At 37.1% G+C, this 23,409-nt stretch carries 23 protein-coding genes and 1 tRNA gene; 16 read left to right on the top strand and 8 right to left on the bottom strand.

All coding sequences use genetic code 11. The annotated features are described in order from the left end of the window. Positions 1–634: 634 nt before the first annotated feature. Positions 635–2,152: an AAA family ATPase gene (locus H6F39_RS13640; protein ID WP_137907548.1), complete on the top strand. Its 1,518-nt coding sequence runs from the start codon at positions 635–637 to the stop codon at positions 2,150–2,152. A 39-nt stretch (positions 2,153–2,191) separates the two neighbouring features. Next, positions 2,192–2,659, top strand: coding sequence for an SH3 domain-containing protein (locus tag H6F39_RS13635; RefSeq protein ID WP_137907596.1), 468 nt, complete (start codon positions 2,192–2,194; stop codon positions 2,657–2,659). Between the two features lie 58 nt (positions 2,660–2,717). Here H6F39_RS13635 and hppD read toward each other — a convergent pair whose 3' ends face one another. After that, positions 2,718–3,788, bottom strand: coding sequence for a 4-hydroxyphenylpyruvate dioxygenase (gene hppD, locus H6F39_RS13630; RefSeq protein WP_190372470.1), 1,071 nt, complete (start codon positions 3,786–3,788; stop codon positions 2,718–2,720). Between the two features lie 76 nt (positions 3,789–3,864). Further along, positions 3,865–4,581 (bottom strand): SDR family oxidoreductase, encoded by a 717-nt coding sequence (locus H6F39_RS13625; RefSeq protein WP_137907597.1) that lies wholly within the window; start codon positions 4,579–4,581, stop codon positions 3,865–3,867. A gap of 177 nt (positions 4,582–4,758) precedes the next feature. On the opposite strand from H6F39_RS13625, the gene H6F39_RS13620 reads away from it, so the two are divergent. Then, positions 4,759–4,953: a hypothetical protein gene (locus tag H6F39_RS13620; RefSeq protein WP_137907550.1), complete on the top strand. Its 195-nt coding sequence runs from the start codon at positions 4,759–4,761 to the stop codon at positions 4,951–4,953. A 293-nt stretch (positions 4,954–5,246) separates the two neighbouring features. Continuing rightward, positions 5,247–7,019 (top strand): protein kinase, encoded by a 1,773-nt coding sequence (locus tag H6F39_RS13615; protein ID WP_190372471.1) that lies wholly within the window; start codon positions 5,247–5,249, stop codon positions 7,017–7,019. Between the two features lie 13 nt (positions 7,020–7,032). On the opposite strand, the gene H6F39_RS13610 is transcribed toward H6F39_RS13615, so the two are convergent. From H6F39_RS13610 to yidD, 3 genes are all read right to left on the bottom strand, one after another. Next, positions 7,033–7,117, bottom strand: a tRNA-Ser gene (locus tag H6F39_RS13610). A 59-nt stretch (positions 7,118–7,176) separates the two neighbouring features. Continuing rightward, a complete protein-coding gene (locus tag H6F39_RS13605) occupies positions 7,177–7,872 on the bottom strand; it encodes a M15 family metallopeptidase (RefSeq protein WP_190372472.1) in 696 nt (231 codons plus the stop codon). A 100-nt stretch (positions 7,873–7,972) separates the two neighbouring features. Beyond that, positions 7,973–8,221, bottom strand: coding sequence for a membrane protein insertion efficiency factor YidD (gene yidD, locus H6F39_RS13600; RefSeq protein ID WP_168360218.1), 249 nt, complete (start codon positions 8,219–8,221; stop codon positions 7,973–7,975). 50 nt (positions 8,222–8,271) lie between these two features. Here yidD and H6F39_RS13595 point away from each other — a divergent pair, with 50 nt between their 5' ends. The 7 genes from H6F39_RS13595 to H6F39_RS13565 all read left to right on the top strand — a co-directional run bounded on the left by H6F39_RS13595 (position 8,272) and on the right by H6F39_RS13565 (position 15,092). Next, positions 8,272–8,979, top strand: coding sequence for a diacylglycerol/polyprenol kinase family protein (locus tag H6F39_RS13595; protein ID WP_137907598.1), 708 nt, complete (start codon positions 8,272–8,274; stop codon positions 8,977–8,979). 382 nt (positions 8,980–9,361) lie between these two features. Then, positions 9,362–9,685 carry a CTB family bacteriocin gene (locus H6F39_RS13590; protein WP_236097097.1) on the top strand — a complete coding sequence of 108 codons (324 nt, stop codon included), beginning with the start codon at positions 9,362–9,364 and terminating at the stop codon, positions 9,683–9,685. Positions 9,686–9,855: 170 nt separating this feature from the next. Further along, on the top strand, positions 9,856–11,370 hold the full coding sequence (locus H6F39_RS13585; RefSeq protein ID WP_137907554.1) for an HlyD family efflux transporter periplasmic adaptor subunit: 1,515 nt from the start codon (positions 9,856–9,858) through the stop codon (positions 11,368–11,370). Positions 11,371–11,489: 119 nt separating this feature from the next. Next, the gene (locus H6F39_RS13580) at positions 11,490–13,658 is read left to right on the top strand and encodes a peptidase domain-containing ABC transporter (protein WP_190396861.1); all 2,169 of its coding nucleotides are present in this window, start codon (positions 11,490–11,492) and stop codon (positions 13,656–13,658) included. Positions 13,659–13,752: 94 nt separating this feature from the next. Beyond that, positions 13,753–14,079 carry a hypothetical protein gene (locus tag H6F39_RS13575; protein ID WP_190372473.1) on the top strand — a complete coding sequence of 109 codons (327 nt, stop codon included), beginning with the start codon at positions 13,753–13,755 and terminating at the stop codon, positions 14,077–14,079. A gap of 320 nt (positions 14,080–14,399) precedes the next feature. After that, a complete protein-coding gene (locus H6F39_RS13570; protein WP_137907557.1) occupies positions 14,400–14,579 on the top strand; it encodes a hypothetical protein in 180 nt (59 codons plus the stop codon). A 273-nt stretch (positions 14,580–14,852) separates the two neighbouring features. Continuing rightward, a complete protein-coding gene (locus H6F39_RS13565) occupies positions 14,853–15,092 on the top strand; it encodes a hypothetical protein (protein WP_137907558.1) in 240 nt (79 codons plus the stop codon). A gap of 379 nt (positions 15,093–15,471) precedes the next feature. On the opposite strand, the gene H6F39_RS13560 is transcribed toward H6F39_RS13565, so the two are convergent. Then, positions 15,472–15,681 (bottom strand): hypothetical protein, encoded by a 210-nt coding sequence (locus tag H6F39_RS13560; RefSeq protein ID WP_137907559.1) that lies wholly within the window; start codon positions 15,679–15,681, stop codon positions 15,472–15,474. Between the two features lie 969 nt (positions 15,682–16,650). Between H6F39_RS13560 and H6F39_RS13555 the strand changes: the two genes are divergently transcribed. Beyond that, positions 16,651–16,881, top strand: a complete 231-nt coding sequence (locus tag H6F39_RS13555; RefSeq protein WP_137907561.1) for a hypothetical protein — start codon at positions 16,651–16,653, stop codon at positions 16,879–16,881. A gap of 73 nt (positions 16,882–16,954) precedes the next feature. Here the strand turns inward: H6F39_RS13555 and H6F39_RS13550 are convergent, their stop codons facing one another. Next, entirely contained in the window at positions 16,955–17,854 is a 900-nt protein-coding gene (locus H6F39_RS13550) for an alpha/beta fold hydrolase (RefSeq protein ID WP_137907562.1), read from the bottom strand. A gap of 107 nt (positions 17,855–17,961) precedes the next feature. On the opposite strand from H6F39_RS13550, the gene pyrH reads away from it, so the two are divergent. The 3 genes from pyrH (at position 17,962) to H6F39_RS13535 (ending at position 20,723) form a co-directional block, all read left to right on the top strand. After that, positions 17,962–18,690: a UMP kinase gene (gene pyrH, locus H6F39_RS13545; RefSeq protein ID WP_028084177.1), complete on the top strand. Its 729-nt coding sequence runs from the start codon at positions 17,962–17,964 to the stop codon at positions 18,688–18,690. Continuing rightward, the gene (gene frr, locus H6F39_RS13540; protein WP_028084178.1) at positions 18,677–19,225 is read left to right on the top strand and encodes a ribosome recycling factor; all 549 of its coding nucleotides are present in this window, start codon (positions 18,677–18,679) and stop codon (positions 19,223–19,225) included. The genes pyrH and frr overlap by 14 nt, the downstream gene beginning before the upstream one ends. Positions 19,226–19,604: 379 nt before the next feature. Further along, positions 19,605–20,723: a geranylgeranyl reductase family protein gene (locus H6F39_RS13535; RefSeq protein WP_137907563.1), complete on the top strand. Its 1,119-nt coding sequence runs from the start codon at positions 19,605–19,607 to the stop codon at positions 20,721–20,723. A 427-nt stretch (positions 20,724–21,150) separates the two neighbouring features. On the opposite strand, the gene H6F39_RS13530 is transcribed toward H6F39_RS13535, so the two are convergent. Next, complete coding sequence (locus H6F39_RS13530) at positions 21,151–22,239, bottom strand: AI-2E family transporter (RefSeq protein ID WP_137907564.1); 1,089 nt, start codon at positions 22,237–22,239, stop codon at positions 21,151–21,153. Positions 22,240–22,724: 485 nt separating this feature from the next. On the opposite strand from H6F39_RS13530, the gene H6F39_RS13525 reads away from it, so the two are divergent. Further along, positions 22,725–23,393, top strand: coding sequence for a DUF1614 domain-containing protein (locus tag H6F39_RS13525; protein WP_190372476.1), 669 nt, complete (start codon positions 22,725–22,727; stop codon positions 23,391–23,393). Positions 23,394–23,409 lie beyond the last annotated feature (16 nt).

Here is a 23,409-nt window from a genome sequence, read left to right as displayed (position 1 = left end):
GATAAATAAAGATTTTTTAATGCCGCAAATTCTGCTTTAATATCTAATTGCCATTCTGGAAGTTCTTGAATGCGATAATCTAAATAATGTTGAGAAAATAAGGGTTTATTTGTGTTTTTTGTATTTGTCATGATTGGAAATCGAAAAAATCTATAGATTCACGGGAAACCCATCTAATTTGTTGTGACAAAGTATCACTTATATGAATTATGAATAAGGAAATATCAAGAGTTTAATATCAGCCTAATAGGTGGATATCAAGAAGATTTGATGGTAAATATATATTTTTATTATATATTTTTATTCATCATCAAACTTAATCAGACCTTTTTGTACACCCTCATCCATTAAATTCATTGTTTAACCTGATCAAATATTGTTATGAGATTAATATTATCACATTACAGTTACATAAAATTAGCTGATTAAATATTAAGATTTATTAATAAACATGATCAGAATCAGGATGTCCAGGATGAAAGGATAAACAGGATAAAAAAGATATTTTATCACCAATTACCTATTATTCATCACCAAATTACCAGCCTCAACCAGATGAATGACAACTTGAGTTATTATAAATTAGAGATTTTTTGAAAATCCTGAATTTCTACATTTAAGAACCATTACTTTTATGAATTTTCGTGATGAGTTTAAATTGTTACTTCGCGCTCGGTATCCATTGATTTATATTCCCACCTATGAAGAAGAACGGGTAGAAGCTACGATTCGAGAAGAAGCCATCAATCAAGGTAATCGTCCGGTGTATACTTGGGATTTTGTAGACGGTTATCAGGGAAGTCCTAATGATGTGGGATTTGGCAAACGTAACCCGTTACAGGCCTTAGAGTTTGTAGAAAAATTGACTCCTGCTGCCCCTGCGGTGTTGATTTTGCGAGATTATCATCGTTTTTTAGATGATGTGGCCATTTCTCGTAAACTCCGTAATTTAGCCCGACTATTGAAGTCGCAACCGAAAAATATTGTTTTATTATCCCCCCGCGTCGTTATTCCTGATGATTTAACAGAAGTGCTAACGGTGGTGGAATTTCCCCTACCTAACGCAGGGGAGATCAAAACAGAGGTAGAAAGGTTATTACAAACCACGGACAACCCTCCTGGTGGTAAGTTTTTGGATGATTTAGTGCGTTCTTGTCAAGGGTTGTCTATGGAAAGAATCCGTCGGGTGTTAGTACGGGCGATCGCATCCCATGGACAATTACAACCAGAAGATGTAGATTTAGTCTTAGCAGAAAAGCGCCAAACTATCCGCCAAACTCAAATTCTCGATTTTTATCCCGCAACTGAGGAAATTACTGATATTGGGGGACTAGATAATTTGAAAGATTGGTTAATTCGTCGCGGTGGTTCTTTTAGTGAAAAAGCTCGACAATATGGTTTACCCCACCCCCGTGGGTTAATGTTAGTAGGAATTCAGGGAACTGGTAAATCCTTGACCGCTAAAGCGATCGCCCACCATTGGCACTTACCACTGTTACGCTTAGATGTAGGGCGGTTATTTGGCGGTTTGGTGGGTGAGTCCGAATCTCGCACCCGGCAAATGATTCAAGTGGCAGAAGCGCTCGCCCCCTGTATACTATGGATTGATGAAGTTGATAAGGCTTTTTCTGGCTTGGGTAGCAAAGGTGATGCAGGTACTACTAGCCGGGTATTTGGGACTTTTATCAATTGGTTAGCCGAAAAAACCTCCCCTGTGTTTGTTGTGGCTACCGCTAACGATATTCAAGCCTTACCACCAGAAATGTTAAGAAAAGGGCGATTTGATGAAATTTTCTTTGTTGGTTTACCTAGTCAGGAGGAACGAAAAGCAATTTTTTATGTCCATTTATCCCGATTACGTCCCTATAATTTGAACAGCTATGAGATTGATAGGTTGGCCTACGAAACTCCCGATTTTTCCGGTGCAGAAATTGAGCAAACGCTAATCGAAGCCATGCACATTGGCTTTAGTCAAAACCGTGATTTCACAACTGATGATATTTTAGAAGCTGCTAGTCAAATTATCCCCTTAGCGCGAACCGCTGTCGAGCAAATTCAAAAACTCCAAGAATGGGCCGCAGCTGGTAGGGCCCGTCTAGCTTCAAAATATACCCCTTTAAATCAACGTATTCAACGTCAAGAAAAGAATTAAAAATTAAAAATCTTGTACCTATTGCCTATTCCCCACTATATGTTTAAAAACTTACTTAAATTTATACTCGGTCAACTTTTAGCGATCGCGGTTCTATTAGGTACTGGCTTGATAGTTGCCCTCTATTTTGTCAACCGTACTGCCGTAAATCCACCCAAGCCGATGTTTGCTAACGATAATCCTACAAACCAAATCACAAAGCCTAAAGCCATTGCCAAACCTAAACCTGAGAAAAAAGTTACTTCTAGCCCAGTACCTACACCTACTCCCACAAAGTCACCCAATTCATTACCACCAGGTGCTTATCCAGGAATTGTTACTTGGCCAGAAGGGTTAAGTATGAGAGCAGAACCAGATATAAATTCTCCCAGTACAGGAGGAGTTGGCGGTAATAAAAAAGTTATTATGTTAGAGGAAAGTACGGATAAAAAATGGCAAAAAATTCGCATTGCTGATACTAATCAAGAAGGTTGGGTAAAAGCAGGTAATATTCAACGTTCTCAGTAAATGAATTTTAGATTTTAGATTTTAGATTTTAGATTTTGAATACTCAATTAAAAATGTATTAATTGCTAACAAAACCGCGTTTAATTTGTTCGCGTTCAATGGCTTGAAATAAAGCCATAAAGTTACCTTCTCCAAAACCTTGGGCTAAAAGACGACGTTCAATAAATTCAAAGAAAAAAGTTGGTTGTGAGAAAATTGGTTGGCTGAAAATTTGCAATAATAGTTGCCCTTCCCTCGCATCTTCATGCCAGTCTACCAAAATTTCCTGCTGGGCGATCGCTTTTAATTCTTGAGGTGATAGGGAAAATTTATCTCGTTTTTGTAACTGGGAATAGTAATTTTGAGAAACGGAAAGAAAGGATAAACCAGCAGCGCGAAAACAAGCAATTGCATTAACAAGATTTGGTATCAGTAAAGCAATATGTTGAATACCTGCCCCTTTATTCACCTCTATAAATTCCTGAATTTGCGAACTAGGTGACGCTGGTTCATTAATTGGTAATTGGATATTTCCATGGGGAGAAATCATGACCCGACTATGCAAACCAGAACGATCAGTTTTAATTTTAAAACTTTGTTGAGGGTGGAAATCAAAAATGTTTTGATACCAATTAACAGCGGTTTCTAACTCACCAACTCCCACATTCAAAACTAGATGATCAATTGCGGTAATAGCATCATGTACTTGCTCCCTCTTACCTGTTACCTCTTGCCTGATTTCGTCCTTATTTCTGGTAATTAATGTATGATTCAAACTACCCCACGCAGCAATTTTAGCATACTTACAAAATCCAGTATGAACAACCGGTTGGAGAACTTTTGCACCATTGCTGATGGCCTTTGCTGTCAATGCTTCCACATCATCAACAACAAAGGCTATATCAGCCACACCAGGAGGATGTTGACGCAAAAATTCAGCCACAGGGCTAGTAGGTAAAATCGGGGAAGAAAGTAAAAAGCATACAGAGCCACTTTTTACTACTTTTGTACAAGTATGCAAGGATTTTTGATGGTGAGAAAGACCTGGAAAAATGCCCTCATTTACTGCTTGAAAACCAAGACAATATACAAACCAATCTCTCCACCTTACTGCATCTTCAACATAGAAGTGAACATGATCAACCAGCATAACTTATTCAAAATCAAGTATTCAAAATCAAGTCTTCAAAATCAAGTATTTATGATCAGCTTTCATCTGTTAGATACTAGAAAAATAAATGGCTCTCAGGTTGAATATTAATTTCCATTGGTATAGCCTGGGGTTCAACCGATAAGGCATAGAAAATGGCATTGGCAGCAGTTTCACAACTGAGCATTTTATTCCGATCTACTTTTAAATTTACCTGATCCCAAAAAGGAGAATCTATTCCCCCAAAGTAAAACAGCGTTATCTTCACTCCAAAGCGTTTCAGTTCTTCTGCTATGGATTTACTAAAACCCACTACACCAAATTTAGAAGCAGAATAAGCCGCAGCCATGGGCATAGAATGTTTACCCAGAATACCGACAACGTTACAAATATGACCAGATTTACGTTTTTGCATCTCTTTCGCTGCCGCCTGAGTGGTGTAAAAACAGCCTTTTAAATTCAAATTTAGCATTTTCTCTAAATCTGCTGGTTCAATGGTGTTGTAGGCTTTAAGAATGCCCGCTCCGGCTGCATTTACTAAGACATCAATTTGTCCAAACTGGCTTATTGTCCTTTGGATTAATGTATCTACTTGTTGAGGTTGAGTAATATCAGTGGGAACTATAAGTACATTTCCAGGTGATCCCGGTAACTCAGTTGCTAATGTTGCTAAATTTTCCGCGTTTCTAGCTGCGAGTACCAACCTCACCCCTGTGGGTGCTAGTTGACGAGTCAGGGTTGCACCAATACCACCAGTAGCACCGACAATGACAATAACTTTATCTTGTAGCATCACACTATTTACATTTCTTTACAGACTATATTTATCATATACAGGACTTAGGCAAAATAGAACGAAAGTAGGGGTTTTCTTCAGAAAAAAAACGCCAAAACTAGTTAATGTCCGGTTTGTCCACATTTATCCGATTTGCGGATGATTTTGATAGTCCCTTACCTAAAGATATTTTCAATGAAAAAATTAGATGCTCCCCAATTAGTGCTGAAGGTTTTATCAACATGGACAGAAAATCATTTCCCAGTCGTGAAGAAAGTAGACATTAAAGATAGAAAAATTTTGATTCAGAGAGGTAAGTATTCAGCTATAGCAATTGTTCATGTCCAAATCCCCGACTTCAACAGACAAATTTATCATTTATGGATATAATAAATCAAATGAGTCGGGGATATTATCGCCTCACATGAATTATTATCCAGACAGATTTAATAGGAGCAATCATAGCTCATGAGTTAGTAGAATTGCAACTACAGAAAACCAATCTAGTTTTAAGTTATAGAGTATTTTATATCTGTTTAAATTTTCGGTTTGTTCCTTTACTTCTTTGCGTCTTTGCGGAATATAAAAATATTCATCTTAGACTGGTGATTTGTGTTTGTATTTTACAGCTAAAAGTGCTACAACCTAGTTAATCATCTGCTCATTTAAGATTCAAAAACCCTATGTTAGCAGGCACAATTTTACAGAATGGAAAATATACCATCCTCCAGGAAATAGGGCGGGGCGGATTTGGTGTTACCTTTAAAGCTATGCACCACTATTTAGGTCAAGAAGTGGTAATGAAGACTATCCATGAACACTTGCGACAACATCCCGATTTTCCCAAATTCCAGCGCCAATTTCAAGAGGAAGCCAAAAGATTAGCTACTTGTGTTCATCCTCACATTGTCCGGGTAAGTGACTTTTTTCAGGAAGACAGTCTACCTTATATGGTAATGGAATACATTCCCGGAGAGACTTTAGGTACAGCATTTGTATTACCAGGAATACCCCTACCAGAAGCCACAGCTATTCATTATATCCGCCAAATAGGCGCGGCTTTACAGGTAGTACATCATAACGGTTTATTACATAGAGATGTTAAACCAGATAATATTATTTTGCGTCAAGGAACTCAGGAAGTAGTATTAATTGATTTTGGTATTGCTAGAGAATTTAATGACGGGGCAAAACAGACACACACAAGTTTGGTCAGCGAGGGTTATGCACCTATTGAACAATATTTAACTCAAGCACCACGCACAGCGGCCACAGATGTTTATGGGTTAGCGGCGACCTTATATGCACTATTAACAGCACAAGTTCCCATACCTGCATTATTGCGCGATCGCCAGAAAATGCCATCTCCCAATGAGCTACAGCCCAATCTCAGCGCGGCTGTGAATGAAGCAGTGATGCGGGGAATGGCTATAGAACCCCAATTTCGGCCTACTACAGTCGCAGAATGGCTACAAATGCTGCCAGTAAATGGGTTAAATGTCATATCACCAATTTTACCTACTCAAGCAGTACCTACTATTAATTTATCGGGTTTAAAATCAAAAGATTTACATAAAAAAGTTACTCCTCTTCCCATTTCTACACCATCAATCATCAAGAAAGTCCCTGCTATTAAACAAAAAGCCAGTGTACCCAAGGGAGTTATTGGTATTAGTATCGCTTTACTTGCAGCTACAGCGGGATTTAGCATGATTCGGACATCATCAAAATCTGATTTAGAATCATCACCTAAACCGCTTGTTGAACAAACTACTTACGAATCTAACACACCCAAACCCCTTGTCGAAATATCACCATCACCTGAAAGTAAAAATGAAAGTCAAAATGACAGTCAAAATGAAAGTCAAAAGACTCAAACCTCATATTCTAGGGAATCTATACCAGTGCGTAGTTTGAGAAGAAGAAGGAAAAATGTGATTGTTTCTCCAGAACCAACTCCTACTAGTAATAGTAGTAATAGCAGTTATGAAGAAAAAGCACCTCAAGATAACTCTCAACCCACTCCAACTCCTGATACAACAATAGAGAAATCAACACCAGTTGTTACTTCTTCACCATCTTTAGTGGACACTTTGCGTGAGGCTAAAGAATCGCAGAAAACCCCTCCTCCAGTCCCAAAAAATACCGTACCAGAATCCAATCAAAATCAGGTATTACCCTCATCTTCACCAGAATCTCGTCCCGTAGTTATCCCCCAGAAGGAATCTCAACCAGCAAATTCTTCTTCTGTGGAAGTCCCAACCCAAGAAACAAACCAAAATCAAGCACCGGAAAATCAACCGCAAAAGGTAGAAAAATTGCCACAAAAGGTAGAAAATCAACCGCAAAAGGCAGAAAAACCACCACAAAAGGTAGAAAAACCACCACAAGATGCAGAAAAACCACCACAAGATGCAGAAAAACCACCACAAGATGCAGAAAAACCGCCGCAATAAGCGGTAAATTCAACGGAGAGGGGGGGATTCGAACCCCCGTTGAGTTTCCCCAAAACGCATTTCGAGTGCGTCACCATCAACCACTCGGACACCTCTCCAAGAAATTATGATTAATTGCGATTATAGCACAACAAGAAAGAAAATTTCTGTGTGTGTTTTAGGTCAATCTGCCATAACGTGCTGTCATTGCACTTTCAGGATGAGATTGATTATATAACCAAGCCCACATTTGATCACCAAAGGAAAAATGCCACCATTCTCTAGGATTACGTTGAAATCCAGCTTTTAACATGACATTATGTAATAATTGACGGCGAGTATGGTAGGTTTGATGACTATTAATATAATAATCGGGATGCGATCGCTCGGACATTTCATCAATGGGTGAACCCATATCCACAATTTCCCCGGTATCATTGACTAAGGTAATATCCACCGCAGCACCCGTACTATGGGGAGGAGGGGTATTCATATCCAAACTCGGTACAGCCCAAATTTCATAAACTGCTTCCCAGAGTTCTTCGAGTTGCTGGGGTGACAATTCTGCTGCTGTTAAACCCCGATTTCGCAACGCTTCCCTAAAACTATAATCTACCATAAATTGTTGGATAGCTACGGGACGATAAGCATCGAATATTTGAATGTACCAATGGGGATTTGTAAATTGTAAATAATTTTGCGCCTGAATCAAATTGGAAATTACACTTTCGCGTAAATAATAAGGTGAATGTTCCCCATAATTAGCACCTAACTTTTGATAAGGGTGAGGAGATTCTACCGCAAATAATTCTAGAGGAATTTTAACTAAAGGTTCACCACATTCAATAATGGGGATTTGGTGGTATGGACGCATTTTAATTGCTAATTTGATCTAAGATTTCGGAGTTTGTAACAGTTTGTATAATGCCAGTATAAATATGTTTCGCGCAAAGTTTGAGATTTTGAATTTTTCGTTACAAGTGTTCATGTTCACAACAAGATTTTTCCTTCACATCTGGAACAGGATCATAACCTCCTGGATGAAAAGGATGACAGCGTAAAATCCGCATAATAGCCATCCAACTACCCCGAAACACCCCAAACCGTTCAATTGCTTGAATCGCATACATAGAACAAGTCGGTTGAAAGCGACAAGTGGGGGGAAACAGAGGAGAAATAAATAAACGATAACCCTGAATGAGCCAAATCAATAACATTTTCATACCCAAACCTTATAAAGTAGGATTAAAGTGAAAAATACCCCTATTTGACATTGTTTAACACATTTCTCGGCTTGGAAACCATTTCTCCATTATCGCTGCAAATTGCCCCCGCTGCGGTTTGGGTGGGATTAATTATCTGCATTGCTTGGGTAGTATATCGTTTTACTGATAGTGAAACGGAAATCATTCGTAAAATCGTGCATATTGGCATGGGTAACGTGATTTTAATTGCTTGGTGGTTAGATATTCCTGCTTATGTAGGAATTACAGCTTCGGTTTTGGCGAGTATTATCACCTTGCTATCCTATAAATTCCCCATTCTTCCTGGTATTAATAGCGTCGGTCGTCATAGTTTGGGAACATTTTTCTATGCTGTGAGTATTGGGGTTTTAGTGGGTATTTTTTGGCATTTACACCAACCTGAATACGCTGTTTTAGGGATTATGATTATGGCTTGGGGAGATGGATTAGCTGCTTTAATTGGTAAAGGTTTTGGTAAACATAAATACATATTTTTTGGTTCTCAAAAAAGCTGGGAAGGTTCTTTAACTGTGACTTTAATTAGTTATTTGATTTGTGTAACTATTTTACTTGTTACTCAAGGTAATATTTGGCAAACTTGGATAGTTTCTTTAATAGTTGCCTTAGTAGCCACGATTTTAGAAGCATTTTCTTTTTGGGGAATAGATAATTTAACCGTTCCTGTCGGTAGTGCTACTTGTGCTTATCTGTTATCTACAATACTCTTTAATTGTTGAATAATTGCTGGTATAGCCAAATTATGTTTCTGAAATTGGAGATATCTAAAAATATAGATATTAAATTTTGTGTTGAGTAAAAAAACTGAATAAATTCATATAATCATGATTCTCAGTAAAAATGAACAATAAACATTATCAACATTAAACATTATGGACTACAGAGATTTTATAAAATTAAGAATTATCTCTTATTTAAAACTATTTTAGTGACAAAAAACTATTTTGTCTCTACTTTTAGAAGTTATTTTGTCTCTACTTATAGAGGTAAATTTGCAAACATTACTTTCTACCCTTAGATTTATGAAATATTAGCCAACAATGCTTATAGTTGAGTTGTTAGGTAATGAAACACCTAATTACGCAAGTGAGGCTAATAATCGTGTCAAATCAAATGTTAACCGTCTTATCAGATCAAGAACAAGAGTTACTAACTGGTGGTGCTGACTTTGAACTAGCTGCTAGTAATTACGCTAACAAAGGATCACTGTTAATGGGAACCAGTGCCTCTGGTCCTCAAGGTAGCACTGCTACCTCGGCTGGTAAGGCTAATACTATACTGACTGCGGGACAAGATTTCTTAGGTTTAGGTACAGAACCTCCCGCTGGTGTCGGAGCTTTGGGTTCTGCGGTACTACCAACCGCAGGAAACGTACGTGCAATTACACCCCCAGTTGCAACACCTGGAACTCGGATCCAGCCCTAGCTAAAGCAGTCTTTTCGTAAATCTAGGCTACTAAGTCTATAAATTGCCTGCTGTCAAATTAAGCAGGACTTAGGAAAAAGAGAATGAAAATGGGGGTAATTCATAAATTACCCCTAGACAGGAATAATGTCAATACAAAAATCTACCTGTTTTTATTAAGGTGTAATCTGGTGAACTCTTTACAGCGTCAAGAGAACAATTCTTATAACTTCAATAACCCGACTACAGAAGATTTGCATATACTAGAAGCTAATGAGTTTCTTCCCCATATCGGTAAATGGATTCATATCGGTGGGGGAGTGATGATTACTATGTTTGTAGTTGCTGCAAGTCTTACCTCCATTCTTTATTATAACGTCACGGTTAAAGTTCCTGCAACTATCCGACCATTGGGAGAATTACGGTTAGTTGAATCGGCAATGACGGGAACTATTAAAAGAATTGCCGTCAAAGAAAATCAGGTAGTAAATAAAGGACAAATAATTGCTTATATTGATGACTCCCAACTGCAATCTCAAAAAAGACAACTGCAAAATACTTTTGAGAAAAGTCAATTACAACTTATTCAAGTTGATGCTCAAATTAATCAAATCAATACTCAAATAACTGCTCAAACTAACTTAAATAACCGGACTATTATAGCTACCCAAGCTGAATTAACTGGAACTCAACGTAACTATAAAGATCAACAAATTAAAGCCATTGCAGAAATGACACAAGCTAAAATAACTATAAATTTAGCAAAGGAACAATTAGAAAGATTAAAAAAAGAAAAGGTATTAATAGCCACGGTACAAGAAGCAGAAGCAGCATTAAAACTGGCTATCTTACAGAGAAATCGCTTGCAGAATATAGCTGAATCGGGAGCAATATCTCAGAATCTAGTCGAGGAAAAAGAACAAGCTGTTAAATCGGCTCAATCAAAATTAGAACAAGCTAAATTTAGTGCTAAAAATCTCCAAGAAGAAAAAGAACAAGCTGTTAAATTAGCACAAATAAACCTACAAAAAGCAAAAAGTGCCGTCAATCCCAGTAATGCAATAGTAACAGTAGCATCGGAAAGAATTAAACAAGAAAAGTCCAAAGGTGAAGCTAATTTAGCAGCTTTAAAAAAAGAAAGAGAAACATTACTTCAACAACGTTTAGAACTACAAAAACAACAAATCCGCACCAGTCAAGAACTACAACAATTAGACAATGAGTTGAATAAAAGTGTGATTCGCTCCCCAACTAATGGTACACTTATGCAACTTAAACTCCGCAACCCTGGACAGGTTGTACAACTCAGTGAAGCTATCGCTCAAATTTCTCCTGTAGATGCTCCTTTAATTATCAAAGCTCACGTTCCTGCTAAAGATATTGACAAAGTAAAAACCAGTCAAGCAGTGCAAATGCAGGTTTCCGCTTGTCCCTATCCTGACTATGGAACTCTCAAAGGAACTGTAAAAACTGTTGGTGCAGATGTTTTAGCAACCACACAAAATAATCCGAATAATTCAATTATTAGTACACCCCAATTAGCTACTTATGAAATTAATATTGAACCAGAAAGTCTATTTTTAGGAAAAGGAAATCATTTATGTTATCTCAAATCTGGCATGGAAGGACGCGCTGATATTATTTCTCGTCGGGAAACTGTACTCCAATTTATCCTGAGAAAAAGCAAGTTAATCACTAATTCATAGGTGAAAATATAGGTTGGGTTAAGGGATAGCGCAACCCAACATAAGCTTTTTTTAATTAGTTTCCTACGTCAACCCAAGGTACTAGAATACTCTTAATAATTATGTTCAATATGTTCAATATGCTCAATATTTTTAAAAATCATCAAAATTATCAGTGTACTTTACAGTTAAGTGAAGAAGACTGTGGAGCAGCTTGTTTAGTTTCTATTAGTAAGTATTATGGACATTTTTTAAGTATGATTAAAAGTCGGGAAGCTGTTGGTACTGGACAATTAGGAACAACATTATTAGGTTTAAAAAGAGGCTCAGAAAATCTCGGTTTTAATGCTAGAGCAGTTAAAGCTTCTCCAGAAATTATAGACAGAATTACAGAAATTACATTACCCGCAATTATCCATTGGCAAGGCTATCATTGGGTTGTTTTATATGGTAAAAAAGCAAAAAAATACGTTATTGCCGATCCTGCGGTGGGAATCCGTTATTTGAGCAAAGAAGAACTAACCGCTGCCTGGAATGGGGTAATGCTCTTATTAGAGCCAGATCCAGATCGTTTTTCTGACCAACCCCAAGAACAATCAAAAGGTGGAATAACGCGCTTTTTTCGCCGCATTTTACCCTATCGTGGGTTACTAACTCAGGTTTTAATGATTAATATTGTCCTGGGTTTACTAGCTTTAGGAACTCCGGTTTTGATTCAATTATTAACAGATGATGTTCTCGTTCGTGGAGATGTACAATTACTTACTGTTGTGGTTTCTGCTGTTGTCATTATGAGTTTATTTAGTGGAGGTTTACAAGTATTCCAAGCTTTAATGATTTCTCATTTTGGACAAAGATTACAATTAGGTTTAGTCTTAGAATTTGGCCGTAAACTTCTGCAATTGCCTTTAAATTATTATGAATCCCGTCGCAGTGGTGAAATTACTAGCAGACTCCGAGATATTGGCGAAATTAACCAATTAGTATCACAAATTGTGATTGTTTTACCTAGTCAATTTTTTATCGCTATAATTTCTCTTGGCTTAATGTTGTTTTATAGCTGGCAATTAACAATGGCAGCTTTATTAGTTGCTGGTTTAATGACTTTATCTACTTTACCTTTCTTGCCTATTTTGCAACAAAAAACCCGCAGTCTCTTAGTTTTAGGAGCAGAAAATCAAGGTGTTTTAGTAGAAACATTTAAAGGCGCACAAGTAATTAAAACTACCAATGCTGCTCCTCAATTTTGGGATGAATTTCAAAGTCGTTTTGGTCGTCTAGCTAATCTTGCTTTTAGTACAGTACAAATAGCAATTATCAATGGTACTCTTGCCAGAATTATATCTACAATTGGTGGCGTTCTCTTACTAGGATTTGGCAGTATTTTGGTGATTAGAGGCAATTTAAGCATCGGTCAAATGTTAGCTTTTAATGCTTTAGAAGTCAATGTTTTAGCTTTAATTAACTCATTAGTTGGCTTTGTGGATGAATATTTTCGCTCTCAAACGGCAGTTTCTAGATTATTAGAAGTTATTGATGCCACACCAGAAGTAGTAGGAGGAAGTCAAAAACCAATTGTACAAATTTCCAGCACTGCTGATATTAGTTGTGCAAATCTTAAATTTCATCACCCCGGAAGAGTTGATTTATTAGATGATTTTTCTATTCAGCTTCCGGGAGGAAAAACAATTGCTTTAATTGGTAAATCAGGTTGTGGTAAAAGCACTTTGGCTAAATTATTATCTGGTTTATATGTCCCAGATTCTGGTAATATTCGGATCGGATTTTTAAATATCCAAGATATTGCTTTAGATTGTTACCGACAACAAGTAGTTTATGTTCCCCAAGAGCCTCATTTTTGGAGTCGTTCCATTTTAGAAAACTTCCGTTTAGGCACACCTAATATTTCTTTTGAAGAGGTAGTTCAAGCTTGTGATATTGCTGATGCCGATGGTTTTATTAGTCAATTACCTAATAAATATCAAACCGTTTTAGGAGAATTTGGTGCAAATCTTTCTGGTGGACAAAGACAAAGATTAGCGATCGCTCGCGGCATTCTCACAAATCCACCTATACTAATTTTAGATGAAGCTACCGCTGGATTAGACCCTATGAGCGAAGCTAATGTTCTAGATCGTCTTTTGGGATATCGCGCAGGTAAAACCACAATTTTAATTACCCATCGTCCTAGTGTCATTCATCGCGCTCATTGGATTGTTCTCATCGAAAAAGGTCAATTACAAATTCAAGGAACTCCTGATACTTTCTTATCAAAACCTGGCGAACATTTGCAGTTTTTAACTGCATAAATTAAGGCGTAAATTAATATTTTTTAAATATTTTTTAAGCTTTTATCTTGCTACAAATTAACCAAAATTACTTACTTATGTAAGGACAAATAATATGTCTAAAAATACTCAATTTAGTCATCCTCAATTATTCAGATATCTTTCTAATGCAGAACAAGAATCTCTAATTGGTGGGCAAATATCTCCCCAATTAGATGTATTAGTTGAAGGTAATTCATTCTTCCAAAAAACTGATATTGAAACTGAGGGTAAAAATGATTTAAAACTTGCTTCAGGTGATTCTAGTTCACAAACCACTAAATATAAATTATCCCAAGTCACTATGGCACTTTCATTAACATTTGGGTTACTAACAATTAGTTCTATTGGTGATAAATTGAGTAATTTATTACCCGGTTTTCTAAATAATTTGTTTTCCTAAAATAGCCAGATTTAATTAAATTAAAACATTTTCTTGTAGAGACAGCTTTATTTTATATTCTGCTCTACATTTTCTGCTGTTTGAGTTAATAAGTAACTTTTTTGAAAAAAATAGAGTAGATAATTATGTAGTTTTGATTAGATAAATAAAATAAACAAACATGAGTTAAAAGAGAGAGATTTATCTAAATAAATATATAACCTAAGAGTAATTTAAAATCTCAAAACTTTATAACTACAGGATAATTTATTTCCCATAATAAATAGTTATAAAAGAAGTATAGGTGAATAACACCTGTTCATAGATTGAGGCTAACAATCATGTCATATCAAAACATTAAATCTGATTTACTCGTGGAGTTATCCACAGAGGAACAACAACTTCTGTCTGGGGGAAAAGGCAGACGCAGAGCAATAATCTGCTATGAGTGGAAAAAATACCGTGATCATGATCAAGATATCAGAAAGCGTGATGATCGTGATGATGATGATGATGATTGATTTTCACAAATAGCAGAGATATTAAGTGGACAAAATCCATAAATTGGGTAACCACTTAATTTCAACCTGGCATTTGAGGAAAGAGAAAGCTGATATAACCAACTCAAAATAATTAATTTTTGGAAGGTTTTGGGTAGTCTTGGATGTTCTCTTTAACCTACTACTAATTAAACTCCTAGAGATAACCATTGTTTTTCTCTTTCCTCCCTCCTCCTTCCTCCTAATTCCTCCTAATTCAAAGTGAAACAATTCCACTAATTGAGGCACATAATTATGTCAAATCAAAACATCACAACTGATTTACTTGTAGAGTTATCCCCAGAAGAACAACAACTTTTATCGGGGGGATGTGATAATTACAGCCCACCACGTCGTCAACGCGTTGGAATAAAGCAGAAAGTAAAAAATAATCTAGTGTTCAATCCAGTAATCAATATATATCCTTCTGAAGCAAAAAGTACCGATGAGTCTGACAGTAGCCAAACTTCTTCAAACGGTGAAGATCAAAACTAATGTTACTAATAAGTTAGTCCCTTAGTTTAAACTCTGGAATTAGTAAAAACAGGAGAAAACTTAGGTAATTTATTCAAGATAAATCAAGTTTTGAGAATATTTAGGCATTCTCATTTGTTCTTTTCAGAGATTTAATTAAAAGTGCTGAAGATGGAAAAGTAACTGCTATTTATAGTAGTTACTTTTCTCTTTTCTTTATTCTTACTTTTTTTGGAGTAACTTATTCCCCAATATTTTCTTTTATTTTTAATCATTAAAAAAGTCTAACTCCCCAACGAGAATTAGACTTTAAATTGATTAACTAGGAAGTGATGGTTCTAATTTATATGAGATAATTACCATCAGAGACAATTGGTTTCAGTCTTGAAAAATCGGTATTTTAAGTAGGTTCGTCAGCAGGTAAATTCTGAGTTATTTCAGGTAGATTCTTAACTTTTACTGTAATAGTAGCTGGAAATTTTTGACGACCATAGACAAAATCACCTTTAGCCTCCAGAACTCCCTTCTCACTCGCACCTCCAGATAAAAGCTGTTGTTCCTGTTTAGATAACTCAACAATTAACTCAGATTCAATCTTATTAACTGACATGATTCTACCTCATCATTAACACTAATTTAATTGGCATTAGCTGGTTTACTAGCTAACAATTCAAATATAACTATCATTTATAAGAAAATCATAATTCTCAAGTTAGATCATATATCTATTTTTGCACTGTCATCAGAGATATTTTTTTCTGAGAATTTGGTTAAGACCTAAATACTTGATTATAGGAATAATATTCACAAAAACCGCATCTATTATTGAATTAACTACTGAATTAACTATAATCTATTTCACCATAAAGTATGAGATTATAATTCATACTTTTAGTTTTTTGATTTATAACTTCAGGAGAAGTGAATTTTCTCAAAATACATTTACAAATAGAAGATAGGATTACACACAGCTAATATTTTGTTTATTTAAGTGTGTAAACACTAACCTATTAATTGAGGTAAAAATCATGTTCAGTTCTAATTTACTTGTTGAATTATCCCCAGAAGAACAACAACTTTCATCTGGGGGATGTTACCACTTCCAGCCTTGTTGTAGACCTAAAAAACGTTGCTGTGACTACCAAAAAAATGATAGACATATACCCTCTGACATTTATGATATCTATCCTGATAGTGGCGATATGGAGAGGAATTAATACTCTTTTTTAGTAAGTAAACTCTATAGACTTGGCTATTCTTAATAGTCCTAGTTTTCCAGCTTTTTAGAGTTGTAAGGTGAGGAGAAATTTTTACATAAATTATCAGCACAATCTTAGTCCCTGCATCTGTAAATCTTTACATCTATTGTTGACAAATAAAACAGAAAAATACTAGATTTGTGCCTAACTTTCTCCTCTCTAATTTTTTAATATAAAAAATATTAAATAAATATATAAGTCAAAAGATAGAAATTTTAATTATTAGTTTCTAACTATAGAATCATTAATTTGATCGAAAATACCTTTATAACCTAAGAATAGGTATATGATTCATAGCTTAATTGAGGTTAACAATTATCATGTCAAATCAAAATATCTCATCTGATTTAGTGGTAGATTTATCCGTAGAGGAACAGCAACTTCTATCTGGAGGATACTATAGAGGTGGACATCATGGTGGTGGACATCATAGACATGGACATCATAGACATGGACATCATAGACATGGACATCATAGATATGGACATCATGGTGGTGGATATGATGGGGATAGATACTATCGAGGTGGATATGATGGAGATGGATATTGATAACAATCAAAGATGAAATTTACACCAAAAAAACTCTTTGATGAAGTTCATCTTTTCTTCTATTTATTACCTACTACCTTTTGCTTAGTTCCTCACCAATCCAATGTTGTAGAATCGGATTTACTAACTCAGGAGATTCATCTTGAGGACAATGGCCTACACCTTCTAAAGGAATAAACTTTTGGACTTGGGGAAAATTGGCTAACTCTCTACCTAAATTAATAGGTTCCCAAGGGTCAGCCGTTCCCCATAAAATAATTACTGGACAAGATATTATAGCTAATAAATCCTCCGGTAAAGGACCACTGGAATAAGCAGTAAAAGCTAAAAATACAGCCGCAGCCCCAGGATCTTTTGCCGGTGTCATTAAAATATCTACTAACTCATCTGTTACTGTTTCCCTCTGAGCATAAGCTTGTAAAAGAATATTTTTAACTGTCCTTGGTTGAGCTAACTGACTAAAAAAGAAATTACCTACAGATTCAATCGCCAAAAAGTTTTGTAAAATTGGCGTACCAAAACGTTTTATCCAAGGTAAACTGAGACGTTTACGATCATGCAATAACCGCAAAGAACAGTTAAGCAAAGCAGTTCCCAAAGCCATATCTGGGTCAATTACCGCAGCTTGCATAGCGACAATACAACCGATAGAATTACCGATGAAAAAAGCTGGTTCACCAATGACCTCCCGGCAAAAATCAGCTACCTGTTGTCCCCAGGTTTCTAATGTGTAGGTAATTTTTTCCCCCGGTTTAGGTTTAGCTGAACCACCAAAGCCAATTAAATCAATGGCATAAACCCGACAAGTTACAGCTAAAGCGGGAATATTTTTGCGCCAATGTAACCAGGATGCGCCAAAACCATGAATCAGGATAATAGCAGGTCCGGTAGTTCCTTGGGTTTGGTAACAAATGGGGAAACCTTGCCAAAGCCAGGTTTTTGGGGAAGTAAGTCCGTTTGTAGAAATTGTCATAGAAAATGTAGATTTAAATAAGGGACAAGGTAACTAGACACAGATAGCCACTGTACTGCTATCTTAAATTGGAGGCAATTGCAACTTTTTTGATAAAGCGGAACTTCATGGGAACGAATTACCGACGGGTTTTACTTAAACTGAGCGGTGAAGCCTTAATGGGCAACCTGGGCTATGGCATTGACCCGGAAGTGGTCGAGGAAATAGCCAAGGAAATAGGAGAGGTGATAGCCACCGGTGTTCAGATCGCCATCGTTGTTGGTGGTGGTAATATTTTTAGAGGTGTTAAAGCCGCCTCAGCAGGTATGGATCGGGCTACTGCTGATTATATCGGCATGATTGCCACGGTCATGAACGCCATGACCCTGCAAGATTCCCTAGAACGAATGGGAATACAGACAAGGGTTCAAACCGCCATTGCTATGCAAGAACTAGCAGAACCATATATTCGACGACGTGCTATCCGTCATTTAGAAAAAGGTCGGGTGGTAATTTTTGGGGCTGGTTCAGGTAATCCCTTCTTTACTACAGATACCACTGCGGCCTTAAGAGCAGCAGAAATTGAAGCAGAAGTGATTTTCAAAGCCACCAAAGTGGACGGAATTTACGATGCTGACCCTAAATTGTATCCTGATGCCAAGCGTTTTACTACTCTTACCTACGCCCACGTTTTGGCTAAAGATTTGCGAGTCATGGATAGTACCGCAATTGCCCTATGTAAAGAAAATAATCTCCCCATTTTAGTATTTGACTTAACGGTGCGAGGTAATATCCACCGGGCAGTTATGGGAGAATCTATTGGCACCCTTGTGGGAGGTTCTTGTGAAATTAGCTGAAGCTGAAAGTACAATGCAGAAAACCGTTGAATCTACTCAACGGGCTTTTAATACAATTCGCACTGGTCGCGCCAATGCGAGTTTGTTAGATAAAGTACAAGTCGAGTATTACGGTACACCAACATCCTTAAAATCACTGGCAAACATTAGCACACCAGATGCTTCAACTATCCTGATTCAGCCCTACGATAAGAGCAGCTTGAATATTGTTGAAAAAGCCATTTCTCTGTCAGATGTGGGCTTGACTCCCAGTAATGACGGTATTGTGATCCGCTTGAATATTCCCCCGTTAACAACTGACCGCCGTAAAGAATTTGTCAAACTTGCGGCTAAATACGCGGAAGAAGGTCGTGTAGCAATTCGTAATATCCGCCGGGATGCTATTGAGTCCATTCGCAAACAGGAAAAAAACGCTGAAATCCCTGAAGATGAAGCACGGGATCAACAGGACAAACTCCAAAAACTAACAAATAAGTATACCGCCAAAATAGACGAACTGCTGGCAGAAAAGGAAAAGGACATCTCAACCGTCTAAGAGGATATTTTAAAAGTTAATAGTGAATATAATTCGCTACTACATAACTAAAGTCCTACTTGAGTGTAACTAACGAAAAATAAAGGTTCGTAAACCCACCCTATGTGGGTTTTTCCGTATAAGAGCGGTTTATAACCCAATTGCTCAGTCTTAATTTAAGACTTTTATTTTCATCCCCTCAGCTGGTAAGAGGTGAGAAGTTAAAAGCTGTTACCCATTTAAAATTTATCTAAAGTTGTGGTGTGGGCATCTTGCCCGCTAGAATCATACAAATTAAATACAGTGCAGCTTATATTCACTAAAAATTTATAAAAAATCATAATCCCTTAGATATACTGGAAAATAAACTAATTAAAATCAGATTAAAAAATTAGCCATCATGTACGACTGCATAATTGTCGGCGCTGGACCTGCCGGTGGTACAGCCGCTTACCATCTAGCCAAAAAGGGTCGCTCAGTCTTAGTCCTAGAAAAGGAATCCTTACCTAGATATAAGCCTTGTGGTGGTGGTGTCTCACCAGTAATTGCTCAATGGTTCGACTTTGACTTTAACCCCGCAATTTCCGCCAAAGTAGACTCTTTGCGCTTTACCTGGAAATTAGGTGATCCCGTAGAAGCAAAAATAGATATTAAAGAACCCGTATGGATGGTACGCAGGGAAATTTTTGACCACTTCTTAATCCAACAAGCTCAAAAGCAAGGTGCTGAACTACAGGATAATACGGAAGTAAAAGGTATTGAATTTAAAAATGATTCTTGGCAAGTCACCACAGCTACAGGAATAGTCACCGGTCGTTATCTGATCGCCGCCGACGGTGCAAAGGGTCCAATGGCTAAATGGTTAGGTTTTAAAGACCGTAAACGCCGTCTAGCTGGCGCATTAGAGGCCGAAGTCATGGCTAATGTCCCCAATAAAAACATGGCTCACTTTGAGTTTGGTTTGATCAAAAATGGTTACATCTGGAATTTCCCCAAAGATGACGGTTATTCCATTGGTGTTGGTACATTTATCGGTAGCGAACCCCAAGACTTTAAGAAAATTTTGGATGAATACGCTCAATCTTTTGATATAGATGTCAAAAATAGTAAACAATACGGTCATGCCATCTGTCTTTGGGATGGTGATCAAAAGCTACACACCCAAAACGCAGTTTTAGCAGGAGAAGCAGCTTGTGTAGTTGACCCTTTTACTGCCGAAGGTATTCGTCCCTCTATTTTTAGCGGTGTCCTAGCAGCAGGATTTATTCACGATGCTTTAAGTGGTGATGCCAACGCTTTAGCAAATTATACCGATGCCATTAACGAACAATGGGGAACTGATATGGCTTGGGCGCAAAAATTAGCAGGAGCATTTTATCGCTTCCCCGGTATTGGTTATAAAGTCGGTGTTAAACGCCCCTCCGGCGCTCAGATTATGGGTAAAATCCTCTGCGGTGAATTGCGCTATGGTGATGTCGCTGGTCGTGCCTTGAAGCGGTTAATTCCTGGCTTCGGTTGATGTAGTAGGGGCAGGGGAGCAGGGGTTTGAAACGGAAACTATATAATTCTTCCCCTGCTGTTTCTGAAGTTTCTTTATCTATGATTAAATAAACTTGATCTGGATAACTCTGTAATAATCTTACCTGTAAACATCCTTTTAAATCTCTTGCACTTTGGGATAAAGGACTATCATCTCCAAATAATTCTACAGCCGCTTTCCAACTATGATTTAAAGCAACAATTTCATTATATTGTAGGTTAAATTTCATTAAACAAATCAACTTGTAAAATGTCAAATTACCCAAATATTGATAAATATATCACGTATTGAAATCCAAGAAAACAGAAGTGTTAAATCCTGCAATAAAACTTTACAGTGTTTGGTTTTTACCCAAGTAAAATCCCTTGCCAACAGTAATTATGCTAGTATTTTTTACAGTCAACCGTCAACCGTCATCATCATTTCCATCAGCAGATTCATCAATTACTGATAATTCTTGATGATGTTTCTGATCATGACCCCATTTATCTAAGACATCTTTAATTAAAACTTCTTGAACCCAAATTTTTGCCACAACGGTAAGAGGAAGTGCCAAAAATAATCCTAGAAATCCCAAAAATGTCACAAAGAATAATTGAGAAATTAGGGTGACAGCAGGGAGTAAAGATACTTGATGTGCCATGACCACAGGTGTGATAAAATTGCTCTCAACTTGTTGAATCACAAAGTAGAGAATCAAGACAGCCAGGGCTTTCCAGGGATTATCTAATAGAGCGATCGCCATAGCTGGTAATACACTCATAGTTGGACCAAGATTAGGAATTAAATTCATAAATCCGGCTAATACTGCCAATGCCAATGCTGCTTTTACACCTAAAATTGATAATCCTAATAGACTCATTAATCCCACAACTGCGACAGCAATAATAGCCCCTGTGATCCATCCCTCTAACGATATTTCACACTGATTTAAAATCCCATTTACCCGGGGGCGATAAAATGAGGGAAATAGGCGGACAAATACTTTTCGGTAATCGTGAGGATTAGCTAAAAACATTCCCGTTAAAACTAATACTAATAAAATTTTCAGAACAACTTCTAAAGATCCAGAGACAAAAGCAAAAGAGTTACCTAATAAGCGATTAAATAGCGGTTGTGCTTGTTCAATTAAACTATTCAAATCGGGTATGTAAGGTAATAATTGTGGAGGGATATAAGTTCTGCGTTCATCAACCCAAGCATTAAAACGTTCAAAACCTTGAGGAACTCTATAGGTGAGTTCATGAAATTGCTGGACAAACGGTGGTACAATCAACCAGAAAAAACAAACCACACCAACCCAAAAAATCACCACAGCCAATAAAACAGCTAATCCTCGTTTGATTCCCAAGGCTTGGAAACGTCGAGCTAGACGATTTAAAGTCGTTGCTAACACCACAGCGGCAAATATTAGTAGCAAAACCTCACGAAGTTGCCACAATATATATAAGGATATAACTAAGGCAATTATACCTATCCATTGACCAATGTTCACAAACGAGACTCCCAGCTTAGTAAAATGCTTTTTTGTGTCAATGCCGTTAGGTTAGCTGATTTTAACAACACCACCTATATTTTTTTTGTTAATTTTACTTTTGTCTTGGTACTCGCCACAATAGAACAGTTGCCATAACCATAGTTGGTGATAAAACCATAATTAGCACACTTGTCGCCGTTGCTGGAATCCATAGAAACGGAGCAGCATATTTAATTAATACCGAGAGCAAAGCCGAAAATAATAGCAGTTTCAACAAAAATCCGATCGCTTGCGGGGCGTAGCCGTGTTGATTTTCCATAACAGTGCGGCAAAATACATGATTTTATAGGGTATATACTAATTTAAACCTTACCCTCCAGTTTCTACAATAGTTATTAAATATAAAAATTTATAAAAGGTAAACAGTTGAGTAATTGTTAGCATTTTTGTATCGGCTGGATTTGAGGCTTTGATTGCCAAATTCATTCTATTTTCCCATTTCCATGATATATTTACCAGTTTCAATACTATTATTTATTGGTTTATTGCTATTGCTACCATTTATCTGGTTTGCGGTGGCAATAGACGTAGTGGAAATTGCAGTAGCTAAGTTGGGTTTTTCTCCTAACACTGCTTTTTTATTATTAGTGCTAGTTATTGTTACCAGCACAATCAATATTCCCATTTACCGCTTAGAAGCTCCAGTCCAATTAGCAGATGAATTTGCAGCACTGTGGTTAAAAGAATTTTGGGGGATTCCGTTAAGACAAGTGCAACGTTCTACCGTGGTAGCTCTAAATGTGGGCGGTGGGTTAATACCTGTGGTGTTAGCATTATACCAATTTTCCCAGGGAAACGCCCTGGCAATTCTGCTAGTTACAGCAATTGTGACCGTTGTTAGCTACTTGGCAGCCCAAGTAGTACCAGGAATTGGTATTCAAATCAATCCCTTACTTGCCCCTTTGAGTGCGGCCGTCTCGGCAATGCTAATAGCTTCACCCCATGCTGCACCTGTAGCCTTTGCTGGTGGTGTTTTGGGGACTCTGATTGGTGCTGATTTGCTACATCTCAAAGACATTCAAGCGATGAGTTCGGGTGTGTTGAGTCTTGGGGGTGCTGGTGTGTTTGATGGGATTGCTTTATGTGGACTATTTGCCTTGTTATTAAGTTGATATGCGTTATTTGTCC

It is taken from the genome of Dolichospermum sp. FACHB-1250, assembly GCF_014696335.1.
GTDB lineage: Bacteria > Cyanobacteriota > Cyanobacteriia > Cyanobacteriales > Nostocaceae > Dolichospermum > Dolichospermum planctonicum.
Note: the sequence above shows the minus strand (reverse complement) of the source record. Positions and strands in the feature narration are given on the sequence as shown.

Coding starts and splice junctions, on each gene's coding strand:
- H6F39_RS13640 (WP_137907548.1), top strand. CDS start 635: ATGAATTTTCGTGATGAGTTTAAATTGTTACTTCGCGCTCGGTATCCA.
- H6F39_RS13635 (WP_137907596.1), top strand. CDS start 2,192: ATGTTTAAAAACTTACTTAAATTTATACTCGGTCAACTTTTAGCGATC.
- hppD (WP_190372470.1), bottom strand. CDS start 3,788: ATGCTGGTTGATCATGTTCACTTCTATGTTGAAGATGCAGTAAGGTGG.
- H6F39_RS13625 (WP_137907597.1), bottom strand. CDS start 4,581: ATGCTACAAGATAAAGTTATTGTCATTGTCGGTGCTACTGGTGGTATT.
- H6F39_RS13620 (WP_137907550.1), top strand. CDS start 4,759: ATGAAAAAATTAGATGCTCCCCAATTAGTGCTGAAGGTTTTATCAACA.
- H6F39_RS13615 (WP_190372471.1), top strand. CDS start 5,247: ATGTTAGCAGGCACAATTTTACAGAATGGAAAATATACCATCCTCCAG.
- H6F39_RS13605 (WP_190372472.1), bottom strand. CDS start 7,872: ATGCGTCCATACCACCAAATCCCCATTATTGAATGTGGTGAACCTTTA.
- yidD (WP_168360218.1), bottom strand. CDS start 8,221: ATGAAAATGTTATTGATTTGGCTCATTCAGGGTTATCGTTTATTTATT.
- H6F39_RS13580 (WP_190396861.1), top strand. CDS start 11,490: ATGCTCAATATTTTTAAAAATCATCAAAATTATCAGTGTACTTTACAG.
- H6F39_RS13575 (WP_190372473.1), top strand. CDS start 13,753: ATGTCTAAAAATACTCAATTTAGTCATCCTCAATTATTCAGATATCTT.
- H6F39_RS13570 (WP_137907557.1), top strand. CDS start 14,400: ATGTCATATCAAAACATTAAATCTGATTTACTCGTGGAGTTATCCACA.
- H6F39_RS13565 (WP_137907558.1), top strand. CDS start 14,853: ATGTCAAATCAAAACATCACAACTGATTTACTTGTAGAGTTATCCCCA.
- H6F39_RS13560 (WP_137907559.1), bottom strand. CDS start 15,681: ATGTCAGTTAATAAGATTGAATCTGAGTTAATTGTTGAGTTATCTAAA.
- H6F39_RS13555 (WP_137907561.1), top strand. CDS start 16,651: ATGTCAAATCAAAATATCTCATCTGATTTAGTGGTAGATTTATCCGTA.
- H6F39_RS13550 (WP_137907562.1), bottom strand. CDS start 17,854: ATGACAATTTCTACAAACGGACTTACTTCCCCAAAAACCTGGCTTTGG.
- pyrH (WP_028084177.1), top strand. CDS start 17,962: ATGGGAACGAATTACCGACGGGTTTTACTTAAACTGAGCGGTGAAGCC.
- H6F39_RS13535 (WP_137907563.1), top strand. CDS start 19,605: ATGTACGACTGCATAATTGTCGGCGCTGGACCTGCCGGTGGTACAGCC.
- H6F39_RS13525 (WP_190372476.1), top strand. CDS start 22,725: ATGATATATTTACCAGTTTCAATACTATTATTTATTGGTTTATTGCTA.